The sequence below is a fragment of the Mycobacterium sp. IDUB_37 genome (genome assembly GCF_055419245.1).
Genome location: NZ_JBVAXG010000007.1, coordinates 282,225 through 306,085, shown reverse-complemented (window position 1 = coordinate 306,085; position 23,861 = coordinate 282,225). Strand labels below are relative to the sequence as shown.

General features: G+C 64.9%; 24 protein-coding genes, 1 tRNA gene and 1 other RNA gene. 16 read left to right on the top strand and 10 right to left on the bottom strand.

The genetic code is table 11. The annotated features are described in order from the left end of the window. Positions 1–47: 47 nt before the first annotated feature. Positions 48–551 carry a lipoprotein LpqH gene (locus ACZY1I_RS23415; RefSeq protein ID WP_463757967.1) on the bottom strand — a complete coding sequence of 168 codons (504 nt, stop codon included), beginning with the start codon at positions 549–551 and terminating at the stop codon, positions 48–50. 76 nt (positions 552–627) lie between these two features. Here ACZY1I_RS23415 and ACZY1I_RS23410 point away from each other — a divergent pair, with 76 nt between their 5' ends. Further along, complete coding sequence (locus tag ACZY1I_RS23410; protein ID WP_463757834.1) at positions 628–996, top strand: hypothetical protein; 369 nt, start codon at positions 628–630, stop codon at positions 994–996. A gap of 49 nt (positions 997–1,045) precedes the next feature. After that, entirely contained in the window at positions 1,046–1,786 is a 741-nt protein-coding gene (locus ACZY1I_RS23405) for an enoyl-CoA hydratase/isomerase family protein (RefSeq protein ID WP_463757831.1), read from the top strand. 3 nt (positions 1,787–1,789) lie between these two features. Here the strand turns inward: ACZY1I_RS23405 and ACZY1I_RS23400 are convergent, their stop codons facing one another. Both ACZY1I_RS23400 and ACZY1I_RS23395 read right to left on the bottom strand, forming a co-directional pair. Continuing rightward, positions 1,790–2,629 carry a hypothetical protein gene (locus ACZY1I_RS23400; protein ID WP_463757828.1) on the bottom strand — a complete coding sequence of 280 codons (840 nt, stop codon included), beginning with the start codon at positions 2,627–2,629 and terminating at the stop codon, positions 1,790–1,792. A 96-nt stretch (positions 2,630–2,725) separates the two neighbouring features. Further along, positions 2,726–2,811, bottom strand: a tRNA-Ser gene (locus ACZY1I_RS23395). 115 nt (positions 2,812–2,926) lie between these two features. On the opposite strand from ACZY1I_RS23395, the gene ffs reads away from it, so the two are divergent. The 4 genes from ffs to ACZY1I_RS23375 all read left to right on the top strand — a co-directional run bounded on the left by ffs (position 2,927) and on the right by ACZY1I_RS23375 (position 7,745). Beyond that, positions 2,927–3,023, top strand: an RNA gene (gene ffs / locus ACZY1I_RS23390) — signal recognition particle sRNA small type. Between the two features lie 59 nt (positions 3,024–3,082). Then, positions 3,083–4,360 carry an aspartate aminotransferase type Ic gene (locus ACZY1I_RS23385; RefSeq protein ID WP_463757825.1) on the top strand — a complete coding sequence of 426 codons (1,278 nt, stop codon included), beginning with the start codon at positions 3,083–3,085 and terminating at the stop codon, positions 4,358–4,360. A gap of 169 nt (positions 4,361–4,529) precedes the next feature. Continuing rightward, the gene (locus ACZY1I_RS23380) at positions 4,530–6,497 is read left to right on the top strand and encodes a DNA polymerase III subunits gamma/tau (RefSeq protein ID WP_463757822.1); all 1,968 of its coding nucleotides are present in this window, start codon (positions 4,530–4,532) and stop codon (positions 6,495–6,497) included. A 96-nt stretch (positions 6,498–6,593) separates the two neighbouring features. Beyond that, on the top strand, positions 6,594–7,745 hold the full coding sequence (locus ACZY1I_RS23375; protein ID WP_463757819.1) for a JmjC domain-containing protein: 1,152 nt from the start codon (positions 6,594–6,596) through the stop codon (positions 7,743–7,745). 1 nt (position 7,746) lies between these two features. Here the strand turns inward: ACZY1I_RS23375 and ACZY1I_RS23370 are convergent, their stop codons facing one another. Next, positions 7,747–9,126 (bottom strand): FAD-binding protein, encoded by a 1,380-nt coding sequence (locus tag ACZY1I_RS23370; protein WP_463757964.1) that lies wholly within the window; start codon positions 9,124–9,126, stop codon positions 7,747–7,749. An 88-nt stretch (positions 9,127–9,214) separates the two neighbouring features. Here ACZY1I_RS23370 and ACZY1I_RS23365 point away from each other — a divergent pair, with 88 nt between their 5' ends. Continuing rightward, entirely contained in the window at positions 9,215–9,652 is a 438-nt protein-coding gene (locus ACZY1I_RS23365; protein WP_463757815.1) for an SRPBCC family protein, read from the top strand. On the opposite strand, the gene ACZY1I_RS23360 is transcribed toward ACZY1I_RS23365, so the two are convergent. Next, positions 9,653–10,645 carry a DEDDh family exonuclease gene (locus ACZY1I_RS23360; RefSeq protein ID WP_463757811.1) on the bottom strand — a complete coding sequence of 331 codons (993 nt, stop codon included), beginning with the start codon at positions 10,643–10,645 and terminating at the stop codon, positions 9,653–9,655. Positions 10,646–10,829: 184 nt separating this feature from the next. Here ACZY1I_RS23360 and ACZY1I_RS23355 point away from each other — a divergent pair, with 184 nt between their 5' ends. Further along, complete coding sequence (locus tag ACZY1I_RS23355; RefSeq protein ID WP_463757809.1) at positions 10,830–12,059, top strand: MurT ligase domain-containing protein; 1,230 nt, start codon at positions 10,830–10,832, stop codon at positions 12,057–12,059. Beyond that, positions 12,052–12,759: a type 1 glutamine amidotransferase gene (locus tag ACZY1I_RS23350; protein ID WP_463757807.1), complete on the top strand. Its 708-nt coding sequence runs from the start codon at positions 12,052–12,054 to the stop codon at positions 12,757–12,759. The genes ACZY1I_RS23355 and ACZY1I_RS23350 overlap by 8 nt, the downstream gene beginning before the upstream one ends. Before the next feature lie 21 nt (positions 12,760–12,780). Here the strand turns inward: ACZY1I_RS23350 and ACZY1I_RS23345 are convergent, their stop codons facing one another. The 3 genes from ACZY1I_RS23345 to ACZY1I_RS23335 form a co-directional block, all read right to left on the bottom strand. Continuing rightward, entirely contained in the window at positions 12,781–13,281 is a 501-nt protein-coding gene (locus tag ACZY1I_RS23345; RefSeq protein WP_463757805.1) for a PE family protein, read from the bottom strand. Positions 13,282–13,397: 116 nt separating this feature from the next. Then, a complete protein-coding gene (recR, locus tag ACZY1I_RS23340) occupies positions 13,398–14,009 on the bottom strand; it encodes a recombination mediator RecR (protein ID WP_463757803.1) in 612 nt (203 codons plus the stop codon). Between the two features lie 11 nt (positions 14,010–14,020). Next, a complete protein-coding gene (locus tag ACZY1I_RS23335; RefSeq protein WP_463757800.1) occupies positions 14,021–14,392 on the bottom strand; it encodes a YbaB/EbfC family nucleoid-associated protein in 372 nt (123 codons plus the stop codon). 98 nt (positions 14,393–14,490) lie between these two features. Here ACZY1I_RS23335 and ACZY1I_RS23330 point away from each other — a divergent pair, with 98 nt between their 5' ends. From ACZY1I_RS23330 to ACZY1I_RS23310, 5 genes are all read left to right on the top strand, one after another. Continuing rightward, the gene (locus ACZY1I_RS23330) at positions 14,491–15,264 is read left to right on the top strand and encodes an Rv3717 family N-acetylmuramoyl-L-alanine amidase (protein ID WP_463757797.1); all 774 of its coding nucleotides are present in this window, start codon (positions 14,491–14,493) and stop codon (positions 15,262–15,264) included. 143 nt (positions 15,265–15,407) lie between these two features. After that, positions 15,408–15,968: a hypothetical protein gene (locus ACZY1I_RS23325; RefSeq protein ID WP_463757794.1), complete on the top strand. Its 561-nt coding sequence runs from the start codon at positions 15,408–15,410 to the stop codon at positions 15,966–15,968. Next, the gene (locus ACZY1I_RS23320; protein ID WP_463757792.1) at positions 15,965–16,450 is read left to right on the top strand and encodes a hypothetical protein; all 486 of its coding nucleotides are present in this window, start codon (positions 15,965–15,967) and stop codon (positions 16,448–16,450) included. Before ACZY1I_RS23325 ends, ACZY1I_RS23320 begins: the two co-directional genes overlap by 4 nt. Positions 16,451–16,499: 49 nt before the next feature. Beyond that, on the top strand, positions 16,500–16,961 hold the full coding sequence (locus ACZY1I_RS23315; protein WP_463757789.1) for a hypothetical protein: 462 nt from the start codon (positions 16,500–16,502) through the stop codon (positions 16,959–16,961). Then, a complete protein-coding gene (locus ACZY1I_RS23310; protein ID WP_463757788.1) occupies positions 16,961–17,524 on the top strand; it encodes a TetR/AcrR family transcriptional regulator in 564 nt (187 codons plus the stop codon). The genes ACZY1I_RS23315 and ACZY1I_RS23310 overlap by 1 nt, the downstream gene beginning before the upstream one ends. Here ACZY1I_RS23310 and leuA read toward each other — a convergent pair. Next, a complete protein-coding gene (gene leuA / locus ACZY1I_RS23305; protein WP_463757785.1) occupies positions 17,521–19,323 on the bottom strand; it encodes a 2-isopropylmalate synthase in 1,803 nt (600 codons plus the stop codon). The two genes, ACZY1I_RS23310 and leuA, sit on opposite strands and share 4 nt — an antisense overlap. Positions 19,324–19,646: 323 nt before the next feature. On the opposite strand from leuA, the gene ACZY1I_RS23300 reads away from it, so the two are divergent. Together ACZY1I_RS23300 and ACZY1I_RS23295 are read left to right on the top strand one after the other, a co-directional pair. Beyond that, positions 19,647–20,912: an aspartate kinase gene (locus tag ACZY1I_RS23300; RefSeq protein WP_463757782.1), complete on the top strand. Its 1,266-nt coding sequence runs from the start codon at positions 19,647–19,649 to the stop codon at positions 20,910–20,912. After that, positions 20,912–21,964 (top strand): aspartate-semialdehyde dehydrogenase, encoded by a 1,053-nt coding sequence (locus tag ACZY1I_RS23295; protein ID WP_463757777.1) that lies wholly within the window; start codon positions 20,912–20,914, stop codon positions 21,962–21,964. Before ACZY1I_RS23300 ends, ACZY1I_RS23295 begins: the two co-directional genes overlap by 1 nt. Positions 21,965–21,986: 22 nt before the next feature. Here ACZY1I_RS23295 and ACZY1I_RS23290 read toward each other — a convergent pair whose 3' ends face one another. Continuing rightward, entirely contained in the window at positions 21,987–23,828 is a 1,842-nt protein-coding gene (locus ACZY1I_RS23290) for a glycosyltransferase (RefSeq protein ID WP_463757773.1), read from the bottom strand. Positions 23,829–23,861: the final 33 nt, after the last annotated feature.

Sequence of the window (23,861 nt, the reverse complement as noted above, 5' to 3'; positions counted from 1 at the left end):
GAGCGGCGGACATGCGTTGCATGCCCGCCGCCCCGAACCACCCCTCATCAGCCGCAAGTCACCTTGATGCTGAAGTCCTTCGTGATCATTCCCGCCATCGGGTTCTTCAGGTCGGCACCCTGGGCCTCCCCAGTGATGGTGTAGGTCTTTCCGTCTACCGCGACCTTGGCGGAGCCCACCTTCGCGCCCATGTTGTCGGCGACCGACAGGGCGTTACCGTCGACGACCAGGGCCAGCGACTGGACAGTAGGCGGGTTGGCGTCGGTCATCACTACCGCCAGTGCCTGCTGCGGGCCGCCCGTCGTGCCACTGCCGATGTTGATCGTCCCGGCCTGCTTGACGCAGGTCACCGATGAGGGGTTCACGCCCGCCAGGTCGGTGCCGCCCACCTTGACCTCGGCTCCACCGCCGCCGGTGGCGACGCTCGCCGGCGCGTTGGCCGCCGGGCTGGCGGTGTGGCCGCCGCTCGAGCAGCCGACCAGTGCCGTCGCGCAACCAAGGGTTCCAATTGCAACCGCGATAACACGCTTCACGGGAGTTCCTTCCGTCATGCGGCGCCCTGTTGGCGTCGTCATGCGGCAAGTACAGACCGCGGCAGTCGCTACCGATCCCAATTATTGTGGCGGCATGGCGAGCGTGAAGTGGCTGGATGAGCCAGAGGACCACGACTTCCCGGCCGCGGCCGACTACCTTGCGCTGCTCGCGGACAAGCCGACCGTCGAGCAGCTGACAGTGAAGCTGCGGGCGGGCGTGATCGTGCGCAAGAAGGCGAAAGACATTCTGCGCGCGGCGCAACTCGGGTTGCTGCCCGCGGATAATCCGCACGTCTCGGCGGATCTGGTCAAAATCAAGAAGGGCCAGCCACTGTCGCCGATTCTGTTGGTCCGCGGCGATTACGCCACGGGTGTTCCGTTGCAGATCGCCGACGGCTACCACCGGGTGTGCGCCAGCTACCACACCGACGAGAACACCGATATCCCGGTCGTTCTGGCCTAACTTCCCTCCCGGCAGCGATGGCGTCTGCCGTCAGTGGTGAAGTGTCAGGGTGATCGAGATCCAAACTCTGGGACCGGTAAGCGTGTTGACCTTCTCGTCGGGGCGGGTGAATGCCCTCGATGTCGCGTTCCTCGGTGAGCTGACGGAGGCGGTGCGCGAGCAGGAGCGATCCGGCGGCGGCGCCGTGGTCATCACGGGTGCGGGCCGGGTGTTCTCCGCCGGGGTGGACCTCAATCGGGTGGTCGAAGGCGGTTCCGCTTACACCGACGTGCTGGTGGGGGCGCTGTCCGAGTTATTCGATGCGGTGTTCAGTTACCCGGGACCCACCGTGGCTGCCATTAACGGCGCGGCGATCGCCGGTGGCTGCGTGCTGGCCGGTGCCTGCGACTGGCGGCTGGCCACTCCGGACGCGCAGATCGGGGCAGCCGAGGTGCGCGTCGGGGTGGCGTTCCCCGTCGCTGCGCTCGAGGTCATGCGCTACGCATGCGGTGAACGTGCCGAGGAAGTCCTGCTAGGCGGTCGCAGTTACCGAGGTGAAGAAGCCCTTGCCAGGGGATTGGCGCACCGCATCGTCACTGACGATCTTCTCGAGGCTGCGGTCGCGGAGGCGACGGACCTCAGTGGCATCCCGGCGCGCGCGTACAGCCACACCAAAGCACAGTTGCGGGCTCCTGCACTCGAGCGCATCCACGCTGGCGCCGATATCGATCGTGAAGTACGTCAGGTGTGGGGCTCAGCCGAGACTCAGCAGGGCATTGCAGATTACGTCGAGCGACTACGGCGCCGTTGAGCGCTATTCGTCGACCGCGACCCCGCCTCGGGTGCGCCGGCGTCGATGTGAGGTCTTGCCGGTTGGGCGGCGATTGCGTAATCGCGCCGGTGCGGATGCGTCGGTGGTATCCGCCGAAGCAAGCTCATCCTCGTCTTCGGTTTCGTCATCGGTCGTCGACTCAGGCTCAGGTGCCGACTCGGGCTCGGGGCTCTCGTCCTTCTTCAGGCTGACCCCGGCGGTCTCGGCTTCAACGGTTTCGGCCTGGGCGTCCGCGGTTTCGTCGGCCTCGTCGGTGTCTTCCGACTCGTCGTCTTCGTCTTCTTCGTCGGTTTCGGAGTCGCCGTCATCGGAGTCGGTTTCAACGCCTTTGCCGCGCTTCTCTCCGCGACCGCGCCGCTCTTTGACCTTCTTGGGCTTGATCGGCTTCGGCGGCGGTGGGGGTAGTTCTGCGACGAACGACAGATAGAACGCGAAGAACCCGAGCACCGCGATCGCCGCGGCGGCGGCGTAGACCGCGAACAGCCATTGGCCGGCCTTATCGAGGCTGATCCAGTTCTCGGTGATGGCCGTGCCGATGATCAGCACCGCCGCAAGAACGTGGGCCACGATCGACGAGGTCCTGATCGTCAACGCCAGTTGCGGAACGCCGAGCTCAGGCTTGCGGGTCCGCTGCAGGGTGAAGACCACCGGCAACGCAGCCAGGCCGATCAATGCGCCGGTCACGATCCGGAGTGTGGTGCCCCAACCCTTCGATATGTCACCGACCAGTTCGGGCCACCGGGGCAACACGAAGTAGAAGAAGAGGACGCCGGCGCCGATCGAAAACGACGCGTGCCACAGCGTGGCGACCTTGCGGCCCATACCCCTCCTCAAGCTGATCAACACAAGCCACCGAAAGGCGACCAGGTCCGACATTCAGGTCCGACATTGTCCCTGGTCACACGGCAGACCGTACAGCGGAGGATGCGGGATTTGAACCCGCGAGGGCTATTAACCCAACCCGCGTTCCAGGCGAGCGCCATAGGCCACTAGGCGAATCCTCCGTGGTCATGGTAGCTGCTGAATCGAGTGGCTTGTCCCTTGGCCTTCGGGCGACGGCGCGCGGAAGCCGTCGCTCGACTCGGCCGAGGCAGCTTCTGAGCCAGGTACTACACTCGCCGTTGGACCCCGCGCGGCGTCTATCCTGTGAACTCCCCCAGGGCCGGAAGGCAGCAAGGGTCAACGGGCTCTGTCGGGTGCGCGGGGTCCCCTTTGTTCGGGGGCGCTGCCCAACCGGCGCGAAATGCCCCAGATGCGACGGCGAAAGGCCGCATGGTGTCGTTCGATTCCCTCAGTCCTGATGAGTTGTCCGCGGTGCACGCGCGCCACCAGCAGGAATATGAGGCGCTGCAAGCCAAGAAACTTTCCCTGGACCTGACTCGCGGGAAACCGTCGCCCGAGCAACTCGACCTGTCCAATCAGCTGTTGGGCTTGCCCGGGGCTGAGTTTCGGGACCCCGAAGGCACCGACACCCGCAACTATGGCGGTCTGCACGGCCTGCCGGGCTTGCGTGCGATCTTCGCCGAGTTGCTCGGACTTCCGGTACAGAACCTGATCGCGGGTAACAACGCCAGCCTGGAATTCATGCACGATGTCGTCGTCTTCTCGATGTTGCACGGTGGCGTCGATTCGCCGCGCGCCTGGAAAGACGAGCCAGCAGTCAAGTTCCTGTGCCCTGTCCCCGGCTATGACCGGCACTTCGCGATCACCGAGACGCTGGGCATCGAGATGATTCCGGTCCCGATGCTCGAGGACGGCCCCGATGTCGACCTGATCGAAGAATTGGTGGCGGCCGACCCGGCAATCAAGGGCATGTGGTCGGTGCCGGTGTTCGGCAACCCCACCGGGATCACCTACTCCTGGGAGACCGTTCGCCGGTTGGTTCAGATGCAGACGGCGGCTCCGGACTTCCGGTTGTTCTGGGACAACGCGTACGCGGTGCACACCCTGACCCACGACTTCATCCGGCAGGTCGACATCCTCGGGCTGGCCACCAAGGCTGGGAATCCCAACCGGCCCTACATCTTCGCGTCCACCTCGAAGATCACTTTCGCCGGCGCCGGCGTTGCCTTCTTCGGCGGATCACTGGGCAACATCGCCTGGTATCTGCAGTACGCGGCCAAGCGGTCGATCGGGCCGGATAAGGTCAACCAGCTTCGGCACCTGAAGTTCTTCGGCGATGCCGACGGGGTGCGCCTGCACATGCAGCGCCACCAGGAAATCCTGGCGCCGAAGTTCGCGCTGGCGTCGGAGATCCTCGAGCAACGGCTGGCTGAATCAAAGATCGCCTCGTGGAGCGAGCCCAAGGGCGGCTACTTCATCAGCCTCGACGTCTTGCCCGGCACCGCCCGTCGGACTGTCGCGCTGGCCAAGGACGCCGGGATCGCAGTAACCGAAGCGGGCGCGTCGTTCCCATACCGCAAGGACCCGGAGGACAAGAACATCCGGATCGCGCCGTCGTTCCCGTCGCTGCCGGATCTTCGCAACGCGGTCGACGGGCTGTCGACCTGTGCCCTGCTATCCGCGACGGAATCGCTACTCGGTACTAGTTGACTCTGCGCTCAGGGCGCAGAAGTGCGAGTGCCCCGCGCCCTCAACGCAGAGTCAACGCCGGAGAGCGCCCTCTGGGTCGGCATCGGTCACCGGGCGTGCCCACATTGCCCGGTTCCTCAGCCGACCCTCTGGGTCGGCATCGGTCACCGGGCGTAGGTAGCCTGCTCGCGTGGCTCTCTACCGCAAATATCGGCCGGCAACCTTCGCCGAGGTGGTTGGGCAGGAGCACGTCACCGAACCGCTGTCCATCGCGCTGCAGGCCGGCCGGATCAACCACGCCTACTTGTTCTCCGGTCCGCGTGGCTGTGGGAAAACGTCGTCGGCGCGCATCCTGGCGAGGTCGCTCAACTGCGTGGAAGGTCCGACGCCCACGCCGTGTGGAGTCTGTGATTCCTGCCAGGGGCTGGCGCCCAACGCACCCGGCAGCATCGATGTCGTCGAGCTTGACGCGGCCAGCCACGGTGGTGTCGACGACACCCGCGAGTTGCGCGACCGCGCGTTCTACGCGCCGGCCCAGTCGCGTTATCGGGTGTTCATCGTCGACGAGGCGCACATGGTCACGACAGCGGGCTTCAACGCGCTGCTCAAAATCGTCGAGGAACCGCCCGAACACCTCATCTTCATCTTCGCCACCACTGAACCCGAGAAGGTGCTGCCGACGATTCGGTCGCGCACCCATCACTACCCGTTCCGGTTGCTGCCGCCGCGCACGATGCGGTCGCTGATCAGCCGGATCTGTGAACAGGAAGGCGTCGTCGTCGACGAGGCGGTGTACCCCCTGGTCATCCGGGCGGGTGGAGGTTCGCCTCGTGACACCCTCTCGGTGCTTGATCAACTGGTGGCAGGCTCCGATGGCGGGCGGGTGACCTATCAAAGTGCTTTGGGATTATTGGGCGCCACCGATGTCGCATTGATCGACGACGCTGTGGACGCGCTGGCAGCCGGCGATGCGGCGGCAATGTTCGGTGCTGTCGAATCGGTGATCGACGCCGGTCACGACCCGCGGCGATTCGCCACCGATCTGCTGGAGCGATTCCGCGACCTCATCGTCCTGCAGGCAGTTCCTGACGCCGCGGCCCGCGGCGTGGTCGACGCCCCCGAAGACGTGCTGGAACGGATGCGCGAGCAGGCGGACCGAATTGGGCCCGCGACCCTCACCCGATATGCCGAGGTGGTGCAGGCCGGTCTGGGTGAGATGCGGGGTGCGACCGCACCGCGGCTGTTGCTGGAAGTGGTGTGTGCCCGACTGCTGCTGCCTTCAGCCAGCGACGCCGAGTCGGCACTGCTGCAACGGGTCGAGCGCATCGAGACCAGGCTGGCAATGTCGATACCGGCCGCCGAGGCGGCGCAGAGCGTGGCCGCCGCCGCACCTCCGGCCCGGCCGCCGATTGTTCGCCGGTCTACTGCCGCGCCGGCCGCGCCAGCTGCGGCAGAACCGCCTCGCCCAGCAGCGTCAGAGCCGACACGCCCACCCGAGCCGACAAGGCGCGCCGCGCCAGCGCGTCCGCCCGAACCGGTGCATGCTACCGAGCCCGCCCGCACTCCTGAACCCGCTCGTACCCCGGAGCCTGCTCGGACCCCTGAACCCGCTCGTACCCCGGAGCCGGCTCGCGTCCCGGAGCCGGCCCGCGCCGCCGAATCGGCCCGCCCCGCGGAGCCGGCGGCTGCAGGTGGACCGGGTGAGCTCAACGCGGCCGCAGTCCGCAGCATGTGGCCCACGGTGCGCGAGAAGGTCCGCGAACGTAGCCGCACAACCGCGGTGATGCTGTCAGGCGCCACCGTCCGTGCGGTCGAGGACAACACCCTAGTGCTGACACACGAAGCGGCACCGCTTGCCAAAAGGCTTTCCGAACAACGCAACGCCGACGTCATTGTCGAAGCGCTCAAGGACGTTCTCGGCGTGAATTGGCGAGTGCGTTGTGAGACCGGTCCGCCGGCGGCAGCCAATATCGCCGCGGCACCGCCCAGGGCCCAGGAGCCGGCCCCGCAGGAAGATTTCGCGCAGCGTGACGAAGAAGAGAGCATGCTCGCCGAGGCCAACCGCAGCGATCCGGCGGAACCGCGTCGCGACCCCGAAGAGGTTGCGCTCGAATTGCTGCAGAACGAACTCGGCGCCCGGCGCATTGACAATATTTGACGGCTGAACGCTTCGGCTGCCACCGTCAATTTGCATTAGCATCGCCTGGTCAACATGCCCTGCGTGGCTGGTGGACGGCCAGGAGGGAACAACCTGATGGAACAGACGCGAGGGGACAGCGTGCAGGGCGGAGTCGAGGTAGCCGACCTCATCCCCGACCTGAGTTCGTTCGTGCGCCACAATTTCGACCGCGCACCAGCGGTCTTCCCTGCGGCGATGGCCGGCCAGTTGCATTTGCTGCCCAAACTGACTGATCTCGACGAACTGCTGCGAACCGTTGACCTGCCGTACGTGCAGTTAGAGCGAGATTCCATCGAGCCGAAGTCGGCCTATTACAAGCCGGCGGTCAACGGCGGCGCAGAGCAGATCGATGTCGACAAGGTGTGGCAGCTGTACGCAGCGGGCAAAAGTCTCGTCCTCGGCCAAATGGAAGAGGTGTTTCCGGCGGCGTCGGCAGTTATGCGGCCCTTGTCCTGGGCCCTGTCCGCGCGGACGAACGTGCTCGTCGTTGCGACCGCTGCTGGGCAGCGGGGCATCCGCCCGCACGCCGACAAGCTCGATGTCGTGGTTGTCCAGGCCGAAGGCGCCAAAAATTGGCGGGTCTGGCCAACCCCGGCGGACGGTCGAGACGGTTTCAAATTCATCGACGTAGAGCGAATCGGCCCCCCGTTGCTGGAGGTCACGCTGCGGCCCGGCGACGTGCTGTACCTCCCGCACGGCACGCCGCATGCCGCGGCAACGAAAGATCAGCCGAGCGTGCACTTTTCGATAACGCATCAATTGCCCACTACCGATGACATCCTGCGATCAGTGCTGGAATCGGCCTCCGCGGGCCTGTCGTCGAAAGATGTCGTCGCCCTCACCGACGGCAACGTGTCTGCCATCGCGTCTCAGCTCGCGCAGCGCCTCGACCTACTTTTGGAGACGATCGAGTCCCTCGACATCGAAGCCTCACTCCGCGATTTCCGAAGTCTGCGCCGCGCAACCCTGTATCCCGACCCCCTGTTCACCTGTACGAGCGTCGAGATCCAGGTCCTCGGGAACGTCAAAGACACGGCGCAAGTGCGTGTCGGCCAGCACACCGCGACAATTCCGAATTCGATTCTGGATGCCGTTGCACGGGCTCGCGCTGCCGGCAAGCCGGCAACAGGCCGACAATTGTTCCCCGACTTGTCGGATGGCGCGGCCAGAACAGTGACCGGCCAACTGGTCCAACTCGGGGTTCTTGCACTGGCGCCTCCCGACTGAATCAGCGCCGCTGCACCGCCTTTGCGTACAAATCGAGCAGGCGCGAATCGGGATCGTACGTTTTCTTTGCGCTGTCGTAGGACTCCCCGCCGTAGAGCGAATCGAACTCTTCGCGGCTGTAGAAGGAGTCTGAGTACAGCGATTTGTGACCGTCGAGATCGGCCACCCTCTCCTCGATCGCCCGGTTCGTCGCGTGCTCGGTTGTTCCCACCGGCACCGACGACCAGAATCCGATGTTGAGGTAATTGCGGTCCGGCCGCATCGGATGCAGCGGCCAGCCGTGTCGATCGCGCAACCTCAACGGGCACAACCATATTGGTGAGATGGGTACCTTCTGCAGGAACCAGTCCAGGAATTCGCCCGACCGTTCGATCGGTACCTCGACGTCTTGAACAACCCGCTCAAGTGCCGGACGGCGCCCGCCGCCGTCGGAGCGATTCGCCACGGCGAAACCGTGATTGAGGGCCAACAACTTCCAGTAAGTGTTGCTGCGTCGGTATCGGCGCGGCCACCATCGCCGAATCCGCGTGTCTTGCACGCCGAACGAGCGCGAACACCAGAACCAATCGGTATCCCAGCGCCAGAAGTAGTCGTTGATGTTGAGTCGGTCGTCCTTGATCCCGGCGTCATGCTGAATCGACTGGTGGTAAACGTTTTTGCGGGTGTAATCGCTGACCGGACCCGGTGTTGTCGTCCGTTTGCCCAGGGACAGATACATTTCGTCGGCGCCGAATATCACGCCGTCGAGATAATCGACCGCGACGCCGTCGAGTCCGCGGGTGTCGATGATGCGTTCCATTGTGGCGAGCATTGCGGACAACGAGTGGAACCGGATGTGTCGCACCGTGACAAAAGGGGTGACCGGCTCGAGTTTGATTCTTAGTCGGGTCGAATACCCCAAAGTGCCATATGAATTCGGGAATGATCGAAATAGATCGCAATGCTCGCTGGGCGAGGCGGTGACCAATTCGCCTGCGCCGGTGAGGATATCCATTTCCAGCACCGATTCGTGTGGCAGCCCGTTTCGGAACGCGGCGGATTCGATGCCCAAGCCGGTGACCGCGCCACCCAAGGTCATGGTCTTCAACTGTGGAATCACCAGTGGGGCAAGTCCGTAACGCAAAGTCTCAGCGACGAGCTTTTCGTAGGTGCACATTCCGGCTACATCGGCGGTCTGACTGTCGGGATCGATATCGATGACGTTGGTCAGTCCCGATGTATCAAGGCCTGGCACATCGCTTTTGGCGCGTGCGCGGAAAAGATTTGTGGTGGGCTTGGCGAGTCGGACGGGCGCGCTGGTGGGGATCGAGTGATAGCTGGCCAACAGCCGCTGAACGCCGGAGCTATGGGTGGACAGCGCGGTTCCGGGGACAGGCACCACATATATCGTAGTCTCCAATAGCAGACCGTGCAGTGGTGCGAGACAGCCAGCGCCGCCGGCACGGCCATACAGCAGAGGAGTGCACCTGATGGGACAGGTGAGGGCAGCCAGCACGATCTTGATCAGCGCCGAACCGTCGGCCGTGCTCGATGCAGTGGGCGATTACCGCAATGTTCGCCCCAAAATTCTTTCGTCGCAGTACAGCGAGTACGAGGTGCTCGAAGGCGGCCAGGGAAAGGGCACCGTTGCCAAGTGGCGACTGCAGGCCACTGAATCACGGGTTCGCAATGTGCAGGTGAACGTCGACGTCGCAGGTCACACCGTCATCGAGAAGGACTCGAACTCGTCGATGGTCACCAACTGGACCGTCGCTCCGGCGGGCCCCGGATCGAGTGTCACCGTCACTACCACCTGGACAGGCGCCGGCGGCGTCAAGGGTTTCTTCGAGAAGACGTTCGCACCGCTCGGACTCAAGAAGATCCAAACCGAGGTGTTGACCAACCTGAAGAACGAGTTGGAAAGCTAGCTAGAACAACGCGAACTGGCCGTCGGCCGTGGTGGTATCGGCGAATTCCTCCATGCTTCTGCCGCCCACCACGGAACCGACGCTGTCCATGAACAGCGCGTCGGAAAGCACTGGGACACCCAACTGCCGGGCGTGATAGCCCTTGCCCTGCTCGGGAGTGTCGTCGTTGCAGACCACCAGCGAGGTTTCGCGGTCGACGTCGTCGCTGTATGCCAGCCCGGCGTGCAGGATCCGCTCGACGAGTTCGTCGTGGGTCCTGCCGACTTCGGCCGCCAGCGCCACCCGCATACCTTGCACCAGAGGTCGGCCGCGGACGTAGCGGCCGGGATTGAGGTAGGGGCACGGCATGCGCGCGGCCAGAGCCTTCAACGGCCGCAGCTCGTCGTGGGTCACCCGGCCGTTCGGCCAGCGACGACGGGTCACCGGATGGATGGGCAACCAGATGTCGCGGTCGCGGGCCCGCTCGAGTGAGGCTTCCAGCACCCCGGTTAACACCATGGCGTCGTCGAAAGCGTCATGTGGCCGTTCCTGGGTCACGCCCCAGTGCGCGGCGAGCGTTTCCAGGCGCAGATTGTCGACGCCGAGTTCCAGTCGGCGGGCCAACTCGACGGTGCACATGACAGAGTCGATCGGCAGCTCGGCCTCGGCGACCTCGGCTTCGGCGACCAGGAACGAGTAGTCGAATGCCACGTTGTGGGCGACCAGCGTTCGGCCGTTCAGCACCTTGATCACGTCGTCGACGATGTCGGCGAATTGCGGCTGATCTTCGAGCATGGCGGTAGTCAGGCCGTGTACGTGCGTCGGTCCCGGATCCACACCGGGATTGAGCAAGCTGACCACCGATTGCTCGACGCGTCCGGAGCCGTCAAGCCCCAGCGCCGCGATGCTGATGACGCGCGCCTGTCCCGGGCGAAAGCCGGTGGTCTCGACGTCGATCACGGCCCATCCGCCGTCCGGCTCCCGTGCAGGCCGGCCCCAGAACATCCGGTTCATGATTTCGAGAATGGCATGTCGGACCGACATCACGGTTCGCTGACGCCACGTGTCGGCTATCTAGATCAGGGCGACCCGCTGCGCCCGGCAGAAGCGCCGCGCTTGCGATCGCCCTGCCGTCTGAGGGCGACCCGCTGCGCCCGGCAGAAGCGCCGCGCTTGCGATCGCCCTTTAAACTGCGCGAGTGATCACCACCCGCGCACGCCTGGCGCTCGCCGCTGGGGCGAGCGCGCGCTGGGCGTCCCGCGTCACCGGGCGCGGCGCCGGTGCCATGATCGGCGGCCTGGTGGCGATGAAGCTGGATCGCTCAGTGCTCCGGCAGCTCGGCGCGGGCCGTCGCACCGTCGTCGTGACCGGGACCAATGGCAAGTCCACCACCACCAGGATGACCGCCGCCGCCCTCGGCACCATCGGCCCGGTGGCCACCAACGCCGAGGGCGCCAACATGGACGCCGGCCTGGTGGCCGCGCTGGCCGCAGATCGCCGCGCCGGGCTGGCGGCACTGGAAGTCGACGAGATGCACGTGCCGCACGTATCGGACGCGGTCGAACCGACGGCCATCGTGCTGCTCAACCTGTCCCGCGACCAGCTGGACCGGGTGGGCGAGATCAATGTCATCGAACGCACCCTGCGTGGCGGTCTCGCCGGGCATCCGAAGACCACTGTGGTGGCCAACTGCGACGACGTTCTGATGACCTCGGCGGCCTACGACAGCCCGAACGTGGTGTGGGTAGCAGCCGGCGGTTCGTGGGCCAACGACTCGGTCAGTTGCCCGCGCAGCGGCGAGGTGATCGTCCGCGATCAAGGCCACTGGTATTCCACCGGCGCCGACTTCAAGCGGCCCAGCCCGCAATGGTGGTTCGACGACGAGACCCTCTACGGGCCCGATGGACTGGCATTGCCGATGCACCTGGCGCTGCCCGGCGCGGTGAACCGGGGCAACGCCGCCCAAGCCGTGGCGGCCGCCGTCGCTCTCGGCGCGGACCCGGCCAAGGCCGTCGCGGCCGTGTCTGGCGTCGACGAGGTCGCCGGGCGGTACCGGACCGTCCGGATCGGCGCGCATGACGCACGGATTCTGCTGGCCAAGAACCCGGCCGGCTGGCAGGAAGCGCTCTCGATGGTGGACAAGCACGCTGACGGCGTGGTGATCGCGGTCAACGGCCAGATCCCCGATGGCGAGGACCTGTCCTGGCTGTGGGATGTGCGATTCGAGCACTTCGAGGAAACGGCAGTGGTTGCCGCCGGTGAACGAGGCACCGACCTCGCGGTGCGGTTGGGGTACGCCGGCGTCGAGCACACTCTGGTGCACGACACCCTGGAAGCCATCGCATCCTGCCCGCCTGGCCGGGTGGAGGTCGTCGCCAACTACACCGCGTTCCTGCAGTTGAACCGACGGTTGGCCCGCAATGGCTGAATCTCGGGTCCGGATCGGGCTGGTGCTGCCGGATGTGATGGGCACCTACGGTGACGGTGGCAACGCCGTCGTGCTGCGGCAACGGCTGCTGCTACGTGGCATCCCAGCCGAGATCGTCGAGATCACGCTGGACGATCCGGTGCCTGACTCGCTGGACCTCTACACGCTGGGCGGCGCGGAAGATTACGCCCAGCGGTTGGCCACCCGGCACCTCATTCGCTACCCGGGATTGCAACGCGCGGCCGAACGCGGCGCTCCGGTGCTGGCGATCTGCGCGGCGGTGCAGGTGCTCGGGCACTGGTACGAGACGTCGTCCGGAGAACGGGTCGACGGCGTCGGGATGCTGGACGCGACGACCTCTCCACAGAATGCGCGGACCATCGGCGAGCTGGTTTCCAAACCCTTGCTGGGCGGGTTGACCCAACGGCTGACGGGATTCGAGAACCACCGTGGCGGCACCGTGCTGGGATCTGCGGCGTCGCCGTTAGCGGAGGTCGCCAAAGGCGCGGGCAACCGGGCCGGCGACGGTTTCGACGGCGTGGTGCAGGGCAGCGTGGTGGCGACCTACATGCACGGGCCGTGTTTGGCGCGCAATCCGGAGTTGGCCGATCATCTGTTGAGCAGTGTGGTCGGGGAACTGGCGCCGCTGGATCTTGCTGAAGTCGACTTGCTGCGCCGCGAGCGCCTCAACGCGCGCTGACCCTTTACGGGCTGTGCAAGGTCAAGCAAGCCAGTCGCTCAGGCCCTCGAAGGCCGGGCTGTTGGCCAACAACGCATAGATGGGTGTCTCGGGCGCCGGCGCCACGCTTGCTGCTGCCGGTGCCAGACTGGCGGTGAGTGCCTGGCCGCCGGCCGTCCACGAAGTCGCGGCCTGCGCTGCTGCCGGCGCCGCCGCCGAACCCGCCGTGCTCAAGGACAACTCGACCTGCAACGAGGCTTGGTTTGCCGCGTCGACGGTCGAATAAGAGCGTGCACCCGCCTGCAGCAGCTGCACAAACTGGTCGTGATAGGTCTTCGCCTGCGCACTCAGCTGCTGATACGCCTGGCCATGACTTCCGAACAACGCCGAGAGCGTCGCAGAGACCCCGTCTGCGCCCGGTGGGGGCACGATGATCGTCGGCGCCGCCGCTTCGGCGTTCGTGGTCGAGAGGGTGGACCCGATGCCCGCCAGATCCGCCGATGCCGCTTCAAGCAACTCCGGCGCGGCCTTCACATACGACATCGCAGTCCCTTCTGTCGTGATAATTCGGACCCAGGCGACGCCCAGCGGCCAGCGCTTGGTGGCCCGATAAGTCCTTCGCTTAACGACTCCGAATCGTTATCAATGGCTTAAAGGGCTTAGACCATAGCGCGGCGACCGGTCAACGCGCGACCTAAAGTCAGCTCGTCGGCGAACTCCAGATCGCCACCCATCGGCAGTCCCGACGCGATCCGCGTGACAGTGAGACCGGGAATGTCACGCAGCATCCGTACCAGGTAGGTGGCCGTCGCCTCACCCTCGGTATTGGGGTCGGTCGCGATGATGACCTCGGCGATGTCGACGCCGTCAACGCGCTCGCCTATCCGAGTCAGCAGCTCCCGGATTCGGAGCTGTTCGGGGCCGACCCCGGACAGGGGGTCCAGGGCCCCGCCCAACACGTGATAGCGACCGCGGAATTCACGGGTGCGCTCGACCGCCTGAATATCCTTCGGTTCCTCGACTACACACACCAGCGAGCCGTCCCGGCGCGGGTCGCCGCAGATCCGGCAACGCTCGTCATCGGACACGTTGCCGCAGACCGCGCAGAACCGGACACCGTCGCGAACCTTGCCGAGCACAGCTGTCAACCGATCGATGTCCGGCGGTTCCACAGATAAGAGGTGAAAAGCGATGCGCTGCGCGCTCTTGGGGCCGATGCCCGGCAGCTTGCCGAGCTCGTCTATCAGGTCCTGAACCGGTCCTTCAAACATGTTGGTGTAGCTCAGACCCCCGGAAGACCGGAAATACGGGGACCGCCGGGTGCGGCGGGCGGGGCCGGCGGGGCAGGCGGGCGCATGCCGCCGGCCAGCGCTCCAAGCCGTTCCTGGGCCATCCGGGTGACTTGCTGGGAAGCGTCGCGCATCGCGCCGACGATCAGGTCCTGCAAAGTCTCGATGTCGCTGGGGTCGACGACCTTCGGGTCGATCGTCACTCCGACGACCTCGCCGCTGCCTTTGACGACGACCTTGACGAGGCCCCCGCCAGCCTGACCGTGCACCTCGGAGTTGGCCAATTGCTGCTGGGCTTCAAGTAGTTTCTGCTGCATCTGCTGCGCCTGAGCCAGCAGTTGCGACATGTCGCCTCCGGGTTGCATGACAGTCCCCTCGCATATTGGTCTCGAGTTGGTTTCGCCTGCGGTTGTCGGGCGATTTGAAACCTTCAGCGTAGTCCGCACCGCGTTACCTTGACGCAGTGGACGTACGACTGAGACTGCGTGTCGGGATCGCCTCCCTGGTCGGAGGGGTCGTGGGGGTGCTGTGCGTCGTTCCACTGCCGCTCATACCCAATGCAGCCGCAGCCCCCGGCAGCCTGGCCGGCATGGTGGTGTTCATCGACCCTGGCCACAACGGCGCCAACGACGGATCCATCGGACGGCAGGTGCCCACCGGTCGGGGCGGCACCAAAGACTGTCAGGCCAGCGGCACGTCGACCAATAGCGGATATCCGGAGCACACCTTCACCTGGGACACCGCACTGCGGGTGCGTGCCGCGCTGAACGCGCTCGGGGTACGGACCGCTATGTCGCGCGGCAATGACAATGCCTTGGGACCGTGCGTCGACGAGCGGGCCAACATGGCGAATGCAATGCACCCCAACGCCGTCCTCAGCCTGCATGGCGACGGCGGCCCCGCGTCTGGACGGGGTTTCCACGTCAACTACTCGGCCCCGCCGCTCAACGCGGCGCAGTCGGGCCCGTCGGTGCAGTTCGCGCGGGTCATGCGCGACCAACTGCAGGCGTCGGGCATTCCGCCGGCGAACTACATCGGCCAGGGCGGCCTGTATGGGCGCTCAGATCTGGCCGGCCTGAATCTGGCCCAGTACCCGTCGATCCTGGTCGAACTGGGCAACATGAAGAATCCCGCCGACTCGGCGCTGATGGAATCAGCAGAGGGGCGGCAGAAGTACGCCGAAGCGCTGGTCCGCGGTGTCGCGGGCTTCCTGGCTACCCAAGGCCAGGCGCGCTGACTCGCTGCGATTTTCGCAGTTGTACGGCTGATTCACCGCGATCTGCGGGACCTCAGTTTCCGGCTTGAGTGTTGTGCATCACAAAAATCCGTTTGCGTCTCTCGTACCCCGGTTATTCAACATGAGTATGAGAGGAGCGTGAAATGCCTACCTGGGAATGGATTTTGATCGTTGCCTCCGTCGTCATAGTGGTCGCAGTGGTGGTTGTTGCGGCCAGTTTCGCGAGTAGTCGCAGGAAGACCCAACGTCTTCAGCAGCATTACGGCAGCGAGTACGAGCGACTGGTGTCCGAGACCGGAGACCAGAAGGCGGCGGAGCAAGAACTGACCGCGCGTGAACGTAAGCGAGAAAAGCTGGAGATTGTTCCGCTAAAGCCTTCGGCGAGATCTGATTTCACCACTCGCTGGCATCAGTTGCAGACCGGATTCGTCGACAATCCGGCAACTGCCGTCGGCGTCGCCGATCGGTTGGTGACCGAGGTTATGCGTGAACGTGGTTATCCCGTAGACGATTTCGATCAACGGGCGGCCGACATATCTGTCGATCATCCGCAGGTCGTCGAGAATTACCGTGTCGCGCATGGCATTCACCTGTCCGCGCAGCATGGCGATGTCAACACCGAGCAACAGCGAGAGGCATTCGTCCACTACCGGGCGCTGTTCGAGAAGTTGCTCGAAACCAAATCAGAGGAGGCAAGCGCATGACCACGCAAGAACACCGAGCGCCGATTGACGACAACACCGTCGAGGAACAGCGGGAATTCGAGCAGCAACCTCAGCAATTCGAGGAACAGCGGGAACCGATTGAGCCGCTGAGTGTTTCGCAGGAGGCCCCCGAAGAGCCACAGCGCGAAGCGACGATAGAGGCCGCGGACGCGCGTATCGCGGCGCCCACAACCGAATCATCGGCGCGGCAAGCAGAGGACCTGTTCGCCGACGACGAACTCGCCGATCTGCGGGGACGGTGGGCCTCGGTCCAGGCGGCCTTCGTCGATGACCCGAAGGACTGCGTGCAGAAGGCCGACGGCTTGGTCTCTGATCTGGTTGATCAGCTCACGACGGGCTTCTCCCGGGCGCGGACGCGACTGGAAGAGCAGTGGGCTCGCGGCGAGGAAGCGTCGACCGAAGACCTGCGCGTCGCGCTGATGCACTACCGGGAGTTCTTCCAGCGGTTGCTTGCGGTCTGAGTTCAGAAGAACTCTTGTTGCACTACACCTGTAGTGGTACGGTCAGCTCATGACAACCACTACAGGTGTAGTAGAACATCAAGAAGTCCGCTCTCTTTGGAGCTCCTACCGTCGGCACGGCTACTTCTTCCGGGAAGTCGCCCTGCTGACCATTTCGATCGGCGTCGGCATGCACCTTTACCGGGTGATCTTCGGCGACGCGCTGACCCTGCAACACGTCGTGACGGTGACCACCGACCGGGTCTTCCTGATCCCGATGACGTACGCGGCCATCGCCGGAATTCTGGCGTGGCGGCACGTGCAGTTCACCGGCAAGCGGCACCGGGCGCTGGTGACGGGATCGATTGTCTACATCTCGATCAGCGTGCCGCTGCACATCTACCTCGACTGGGTGATCAACGACGTCTCATTCGTCACTTGGTTCCCGATGTGGTTCAGCTACCTGTTGTTGATCGCGGTCTACCCAGCCTTCCTGACAATGTTGTGGCGACTGCGCTACAAAGACAACTGATGCCCCCTAACCGCGAACGTCGCGTTCAGATCCTCGACACCGCAATCGGCGTACTTGCCGACGAGGGCGTCGGGGGTCTGACGCATCGCCATGTCGACGACCTGGCCCAACTGCCTTCCGGCACCACGTCCAACTATTTCCGCACCCGCCAGACCCTGCTCGAGGCCACCGCCGCCCGCACCGTCGAACTGCACTGGCAGCGAGTGGAGTTCTTGCAAACGGTGGTCGGACCCCTCACCACCGACGGCCTACGAGCGCTGATGACCCAGATGCTCGCCGAGCCCGACGAGCAGATGCGGCGCTACACGCTGGCGCGGTTCGAACTGTTCATGGAGGGCACGCGGCGACCCGAGCTGCAGCCGTTTCTGGCGCAGCTACAGGCCGCCGCGGTCAAGTCCGCCACCCTGATCTTCGAGGCGGCCGGGCTTGACCCCACCCCCGACCAGATGGAAGAGCTGAGCCGACTGCTCAACGGCTACATGTTCTCCAAGCTCACGATTCCGCACCAAGACAACCCGGCGGGCCTCGTCGACCGACTGCTCAGCGCGTTCTTCGGGATCTAGCGAGAAGCCCGGTTGACCGCCGAGACCACGGCCCGCAGCGAGGCGGTGGTGATCGACGGCGCAATGCCGACGCCCCACACCGTTTTTCCGGCCACCGACGCTTCAACGTAGGCGGCGGCTTGAGCGTCGTCCCCGGCGCTCATCGCATGCTCGGAGTAATCAAGGACTGCGACGTCGAACCCGACAGTTCCCAGCGCGTCGACGAACGCGGCCAGCGGGCCGTTGCCGGCGCCGCTGATCTCGGTCTCCACCCCGTCGATCTTGACGGTAGCGGCGATGCTGGTGGTTCCGCTGTCTTCCTCTGAGGCATCCACGCGCTGCTTGATGCGCTCCAGCGGCAGGATCGGGGCGATGTACTCCTCGGAGAACGCCTCCCACATCTCTTTGGGCGAGACCTCGCCGCCATCGCCGTCGGCCATTTTTTGGATGACCTGCGAGAACTCGATCTGCAGCCGTCGCGGCAGCGCCAGGCCATGGTCGGCCTTCATGATGTAGGCCACCCCACCCTTGCCGGACTGGGAGTTGACCCGGATCACCGCCTCGTAGGTGCGACCGACGTCCTTGGGGTCGATCGGCAGATACGGGACCTGCCACAGCAACTCGTCGACATCGGTGTCGGCCGCGTCGGCGTCGAACTTCATTGCGTCCAGGCCCTTGTTGATCGCGTCCTGGTGGCTGCCGGAGAAGGCGGTGTACACCAGGTCGCCGCCGTAGGGGTGGCGCTCGTGGACCGGCAGTTGGTTGCAGTACTCGACCGTGCGGCGGATCTCATCGATGTTGGAGAAGTCGATCTGCGGGTCGACTCCGCGCGAGAACAAGTTGAGTCCCAGCGTGACCAGGCAGACGTTCCCGGTGCGCTCGCCATTGCCGAACAGGCAGCCCTCGATCCGGTCGGCCCCGGCCTGATAACCCAATTCGGCTGCGGCGACCGCGGTTCCGCGGTCGTTGTGCGGGTGCAGGCTCAGGATGACCGATTCACGGTTGGCGAGATTGCGGCTCATCCATTCGATCGAGTCGGCGTAGACGTTGGGCGTGGCCATCTCCACGGTTGCCGGCAGGTTGAAGATGATCGGGTTGTCCGGGGTTGGCTGGATGACGTCGCCGACCGCGTCGCACACGTCGCGGGCGTATTCCAGCTCGGTTCCCGTGTAGGACTCCGGCGAGTACTGATAGCGCCACCTGGTGCCCGGGTACTTCACCGCTTCCTCGATGCACTTGCGTGCGCCGTCGGTCGCGATGGCCTGCACCGCGTCCTTGTCGGCGCGGAAGACCACCCGGCGCTGCAGGATCGACGTGGAGTTGTAGAAGTGCACGATCACGTTCGCGGCGCCTTCACACGCCAGGAAGGTGCGCTCGATCAGTTCGGGCCGGCACTGGGTCAGCACCTGGATTGTGACGTCGTCAGGGATCGCGCCGTCGGTGATGATGTCGCGGACGAAATCGAAGTCGGTCTGGCTGGCCGACGGGAACCCGACCTCGATCTCCTTGTAGCCCATCCGGACCAGCAGGTCGAACATGCGGCGCTTGCGCGCCGGGCTCATCGGGTCGATCAGTGCCTGGTTGCCGTCCCGCAGGTCAACCGCGCACCACATCGGCGCGTCAGTGATGACCCGGTCAGGCCAGGTGCGGTCGGCGACCCGGATGGGCTCGACCTCGTCGGCGAAGGGGCGGTACCGGTTGACCGGCATTGACGTGCCGCGTTGTGGATTCCACGCGGGCTGGCCGGGCCGAGGTGGGCCGGCGGGTTTGACGATGGTGCGCGCCGAGACGTAGGCGTCGGGCGAATCAGAGATGGTCACGATAGTTGCTCCGGGTTAGTCAGAAGGAATCTCAGACCGGCGCATCGCGAAGACCCGCGACGGGAGGCCAGTCTGGATCAGACCCCGTCGCGGCGTCCGAGAAGGAGCACCCGCTGCACGGATTGGACTCTACCGCTAACTGCCGCGTCACCAAAACCTACTGTTGAGCCGCCGAGAGTGTGGCCTAATGCGGGATGCGGCACGGTTTAGCTACGCAGGGCTCACACTCGATGGCGCGGCAGCCACGAAAATCGAGATGCGCCGCCACGTATTCTGTTGTGGACTTAAGCCAGAACCAGGAATCGCCAGACAGGAAAAGATCAGTGGCGCTCGTCGTCCAGAAGTACGGCGGATCCTCAGTGTCCGACGCCGACCGGATTCGCCGCGTAGCCGAGCGGATCGTGGAGACCAAAAAGCAGGGCAACGACGTGGTGGTCGTCGTCTCTGCCATGGGTGACACGACCGACGACCTGCTGGAGTTGGCTCAGCAGGTCTGCCCGGTACCGCCGCCGCGCGAACTCGACATGTTGCTCACCGCCGGAGAGCGCATCTCCAACGCGCTGGTGGCCATGGCGATCGAATCGCTGGGTGCGCACGCTCGCTCGTTCACCGGTTCCCAAGCAGGCGTGGTGACTACCGGAACCCACGGCAACGCCAAGATCATCGACGTCACGCCAACTCGGCTGCAGGCCGCGCTCGACGAGGGTTGCATCGTGCTGGTGGCCGGGTTCCAGGGTGTCAGCCAGGACACCCGCGATGTCACCACGCTGGGCCGCGGCGGCTCGGACACCACGGCCGTAGCGCTGGCTTCCGCGCTGGGCGCCGATGTCTGCGAGATCTACACCGATGTGGACGGCATCTTCAGCGCCGACCCGCGCATCGTGCCCAACGCCCGCAAACTCGACAAAGTCACCTTCGAGGAGATGCTCGAGATGGCGGCCTGCGGCGCCAAGGTACTGATGTTGCGCTGCGTCGAATACGCCCGGAGGTACAACCTTCCGGTACACGTCCGGTCTTCGTACTCGGACAAAAAAGGCACTGTCGTTGTCGGATCGATCAAGGACACACCAATGGAAGACCCCATCCTGACCGGAGTCGCGCACGACCGCAGCGAGGCCAAAGTGACCGTTGTGGGGCTGCCCGACATCCCCGGGTACGCGGCGAAGGTCTTCCGTGCCGTCGCCGAAGCCGACGTGAACATCGACATGGTGTTGCAGAACGTCTCCAAGGTCGAGGACGGCAAGACCGACATCACGTTCACCTGCTCCCGGGACAGCGGTCCCACCGCGGTGGCCAAGCTGGACTCGCTCAAAGACGAGATCGGCTTCACCCAACTGCTTTACGACGACCACATCGGCAAGGTTTCGCTGATCGGCGCCGGTATGCGCAGCCACCCCGGCGTCACCGCGACCTTCTGTGAGGCGCTGGCCGCCGTCGGGGTCAACATCGAGCTCATCTCCACCTCCGAGATCCGGATCTCGGTTCTGTGCCGCGACACCGAACTAGATAAGGCCGTCGTTGCGTTACACGAAGCATTCGGGCTTGGTGGCGAGGAGGACGCGACGGTGTATGCGGGGACAGGTCGATAATGGCCGAGTTATCAATCGGGGTAGTGGGGGCCACCGGCCAGGTGGGCCAGGTGATGCGGACCCTGCTGGAAGAGCGTGACTTCCCGGCGAAGTCCGTGCGGTTTTTCGCCTCCGCCCGCTCGCAGGGGCGCAAGCTGGCCTTCCGTGGCCAGGAGATTGAGGTCGAGGACGCCGAGACCGCTGATCCCAGCGGACTGGACATCGCGTTGTTCTCCGCCGGCGGGGCCATGTCCAAGGTGCAGGCGCCGCGCTTCGCGGCCGCCGGCGTGACGGTGATCGACAACTCGTCGGCATGGCGCAAAGACCCCGACGTGCCACTCGTGGTCTCCGAGGTGAACTTCGAGAGAGATGTCGCCAACCGGACCCAGCCCCTCAAGAAAGGCATCATCGCCAACCCCAACTGCACCACCATGGCCGCGATGCCGGTGCTCAAGGTGCTGCACGACGAAGCCCAACTGGTCCGCTTCATCGCCTCGACCTACCAAGCGGTGTCCGGCAGCGGTCTCGCCGGCGTCGAGGAACTGGCGACCCAGGCGCGGGCGGTCATCGACGGCGCTGAAGGCCTGGTGCACAGCGGAAATGCGGTGACCTTCCCGGCGCCCAACAAGTATGTCGCGCCGATTGCGTTCAATGTGGTGGCCTTGGCCGGATCGCTGGTGGACGACGGTTCCGGCGAGACCGACGAAGACCAGAAGCTGCGTTCCGAGAGCCGCAAGATTCTGGGCATCCCGGATTTGCTGGTGAGCGGCACTTGTGTGCGAGTTCCGGTCTTCACCGGCCACTCGCTGTCGATCAATGCGGAATTCGCCCGGCCCATCTCGCCCGAGCGGGCTCGCGAGATTCTCAGCGGTGCTCCCGGCGTCAAGCTGGTCCAGGTGCCCACACCGCTGGCCGCCGCGGGTGTCGACGAATCTCTGGTCGGCCGCATCCGCCAAGATCCGGGGGTGCCCGACGGCCGTGGTCTGGCGCTGTTCGTCTCCGGCGATAATCTACGAAAAGGCGCTGCGCTCAACACTATTCAGATCGCTGAACTGCTCGCCGCCCAGCTGTAGCCGCGGCGCGGACACGCCGGAATCAGAGGACTAAATCGCGGTTTCGCGGGTTTGAGTTGCGCGGTGGCGGAGTTGCCCGCTGGGGCGGGTCCGTGGCGAGGCAGAGTACCTCGTCAAGGCTGGCGGTCCGCAAGCCTGCGGACGTCGCTCGCCGACCGAGATCGACCAGCGGCGCAATATTGGTGCTGTCCACACCGCCGGCCCGATCCAGACGGGCGACATCGAACATCGCCGGCCCGCGAGCGATCACGTCGGTGAGTGTGTACCGGCCGGCAGTCGGGGTGCGGCGCACGGCATCGTTGGCCGCGCACGAACCGGTCGGCTTGATTGCGTCTGCGAAATTGACCGCCACCTGAAACACCTGTGGTTCGGCCTCGAGTACCCCGACTAGCCGGCTGATGAGGTTCTCGGGCGCGAAGAATCGCCAGCCCTGGCCCAGATGAAGCCAGAACCGTCCGTCGATCTGACTACGGATTGCAGCGAACGGGGTGCCGGGCGCGTCCGCGGGGTCGGCACGGACAAATTCGAGGAACCCGTACCGCTGCAGGAGTAGTGCGCGATCTGCGGCAGATAGGCCGGCGTCGATTGCCAGGAAGCGCCCCGCCCGCGGTAGGTCGGTGCAACAGTGCAGGAACGAGTTCAGCGAATGCTCAGTGCTCATGCGATCGGGACCGGCGAACAGGCTGATAACCACCTCGCCTCCGCGTGTCCCAGCGACCAGTCGCCGCGCGAGCGCTGCCGAATACGATGAGGCCGCGTCGACCATCGACGGCACGCAGACATCGCGGTTGCCGGAGATTCGTTGCCGCTCTTCCTCAGGGATGCCAGGCCGGACCAGCAGCTGGCGGAACAGCGCGAACGACTCCGCGGGATTGCCGAGCATGGCAGCGCAGATGGCCTGCTCCTGCTGCGCCCGCCAGGTATAGATGTCCGGACGGGTGAAAAGTTCGTCCTCTTCGGGGAAAGGAATCTCGGCGGCGAGCTTGGCGAACTTGTAGCCGAGCTGATACTGCCCCTCGGTGCGGTAATGAACTGCGATGGCGTACAGCGGTTCGGCCCGGACAGGACGAAAATTCCACGCTTTGAGGTAGGCGTCCTTGACGTCAGCCCACGGTTCACCAAGTAGCTCCATCATCGCCGGGATCTGGGACATGGCGAAGTAGACCTCTTCGTCCCAGCCACCCATTTCGGCTCGCCGCGCATACCACCTGCGCGCATTGGTGAAGTCGTGCAGGAAGAAGTAGGACTGGGCCAGATAGAACACCGACCGCGAATCCTCGGGGTTGTGCTGGACCTCGGCCAGCAACAGATCGCGATCGCGCTGGAAGGTCTGTGGGTTCTGGCTGCGGGCGCCGAGACTCCGCGCATCGATGTGGTAGTCGCCCTCGAGGCGCACGGTACTGCAGGGTTCGTCGCAGACCAGAGCCTCGTGGAGGACGCCCTGGTAGCGCACGGGCAGTCCGTTGCGGAACAAGTGCGGTCGCCATAGGGCGACATCGTGAGTATCGACGCGCATGAGATAGATGTCCGCGGTCAGCCCGCTGAAATCGGGCGTTCCCGCGAGCGTGTCGTCGGCGTCCATCACCCAGATGTAGTCGCCATGGCCCTGCGCGAGTCTCAGCGCTTCCGACCGATTGTGGCCGAAGTTGCGCCACGGCCTTTCGTGGAGCTGACCGGGGATGCCGAGCTCGGCCATGTGGTCGCGGATCAGGGCTTGAGTCCCGTCGTCGGAGCCGGTGTCCACGATCACCCACCACGTGATGTGGGGCGCGACCGCGTCGAGCACCTCCCGAACGATGTGTGCCTCGTTCCGCACGATCATGTTGAGGCAGATCGTAGGGCGGACGGACGCCGAGTCGGACACGGCAAATCCTCCTATATCCGCCAGCGGCTTAGT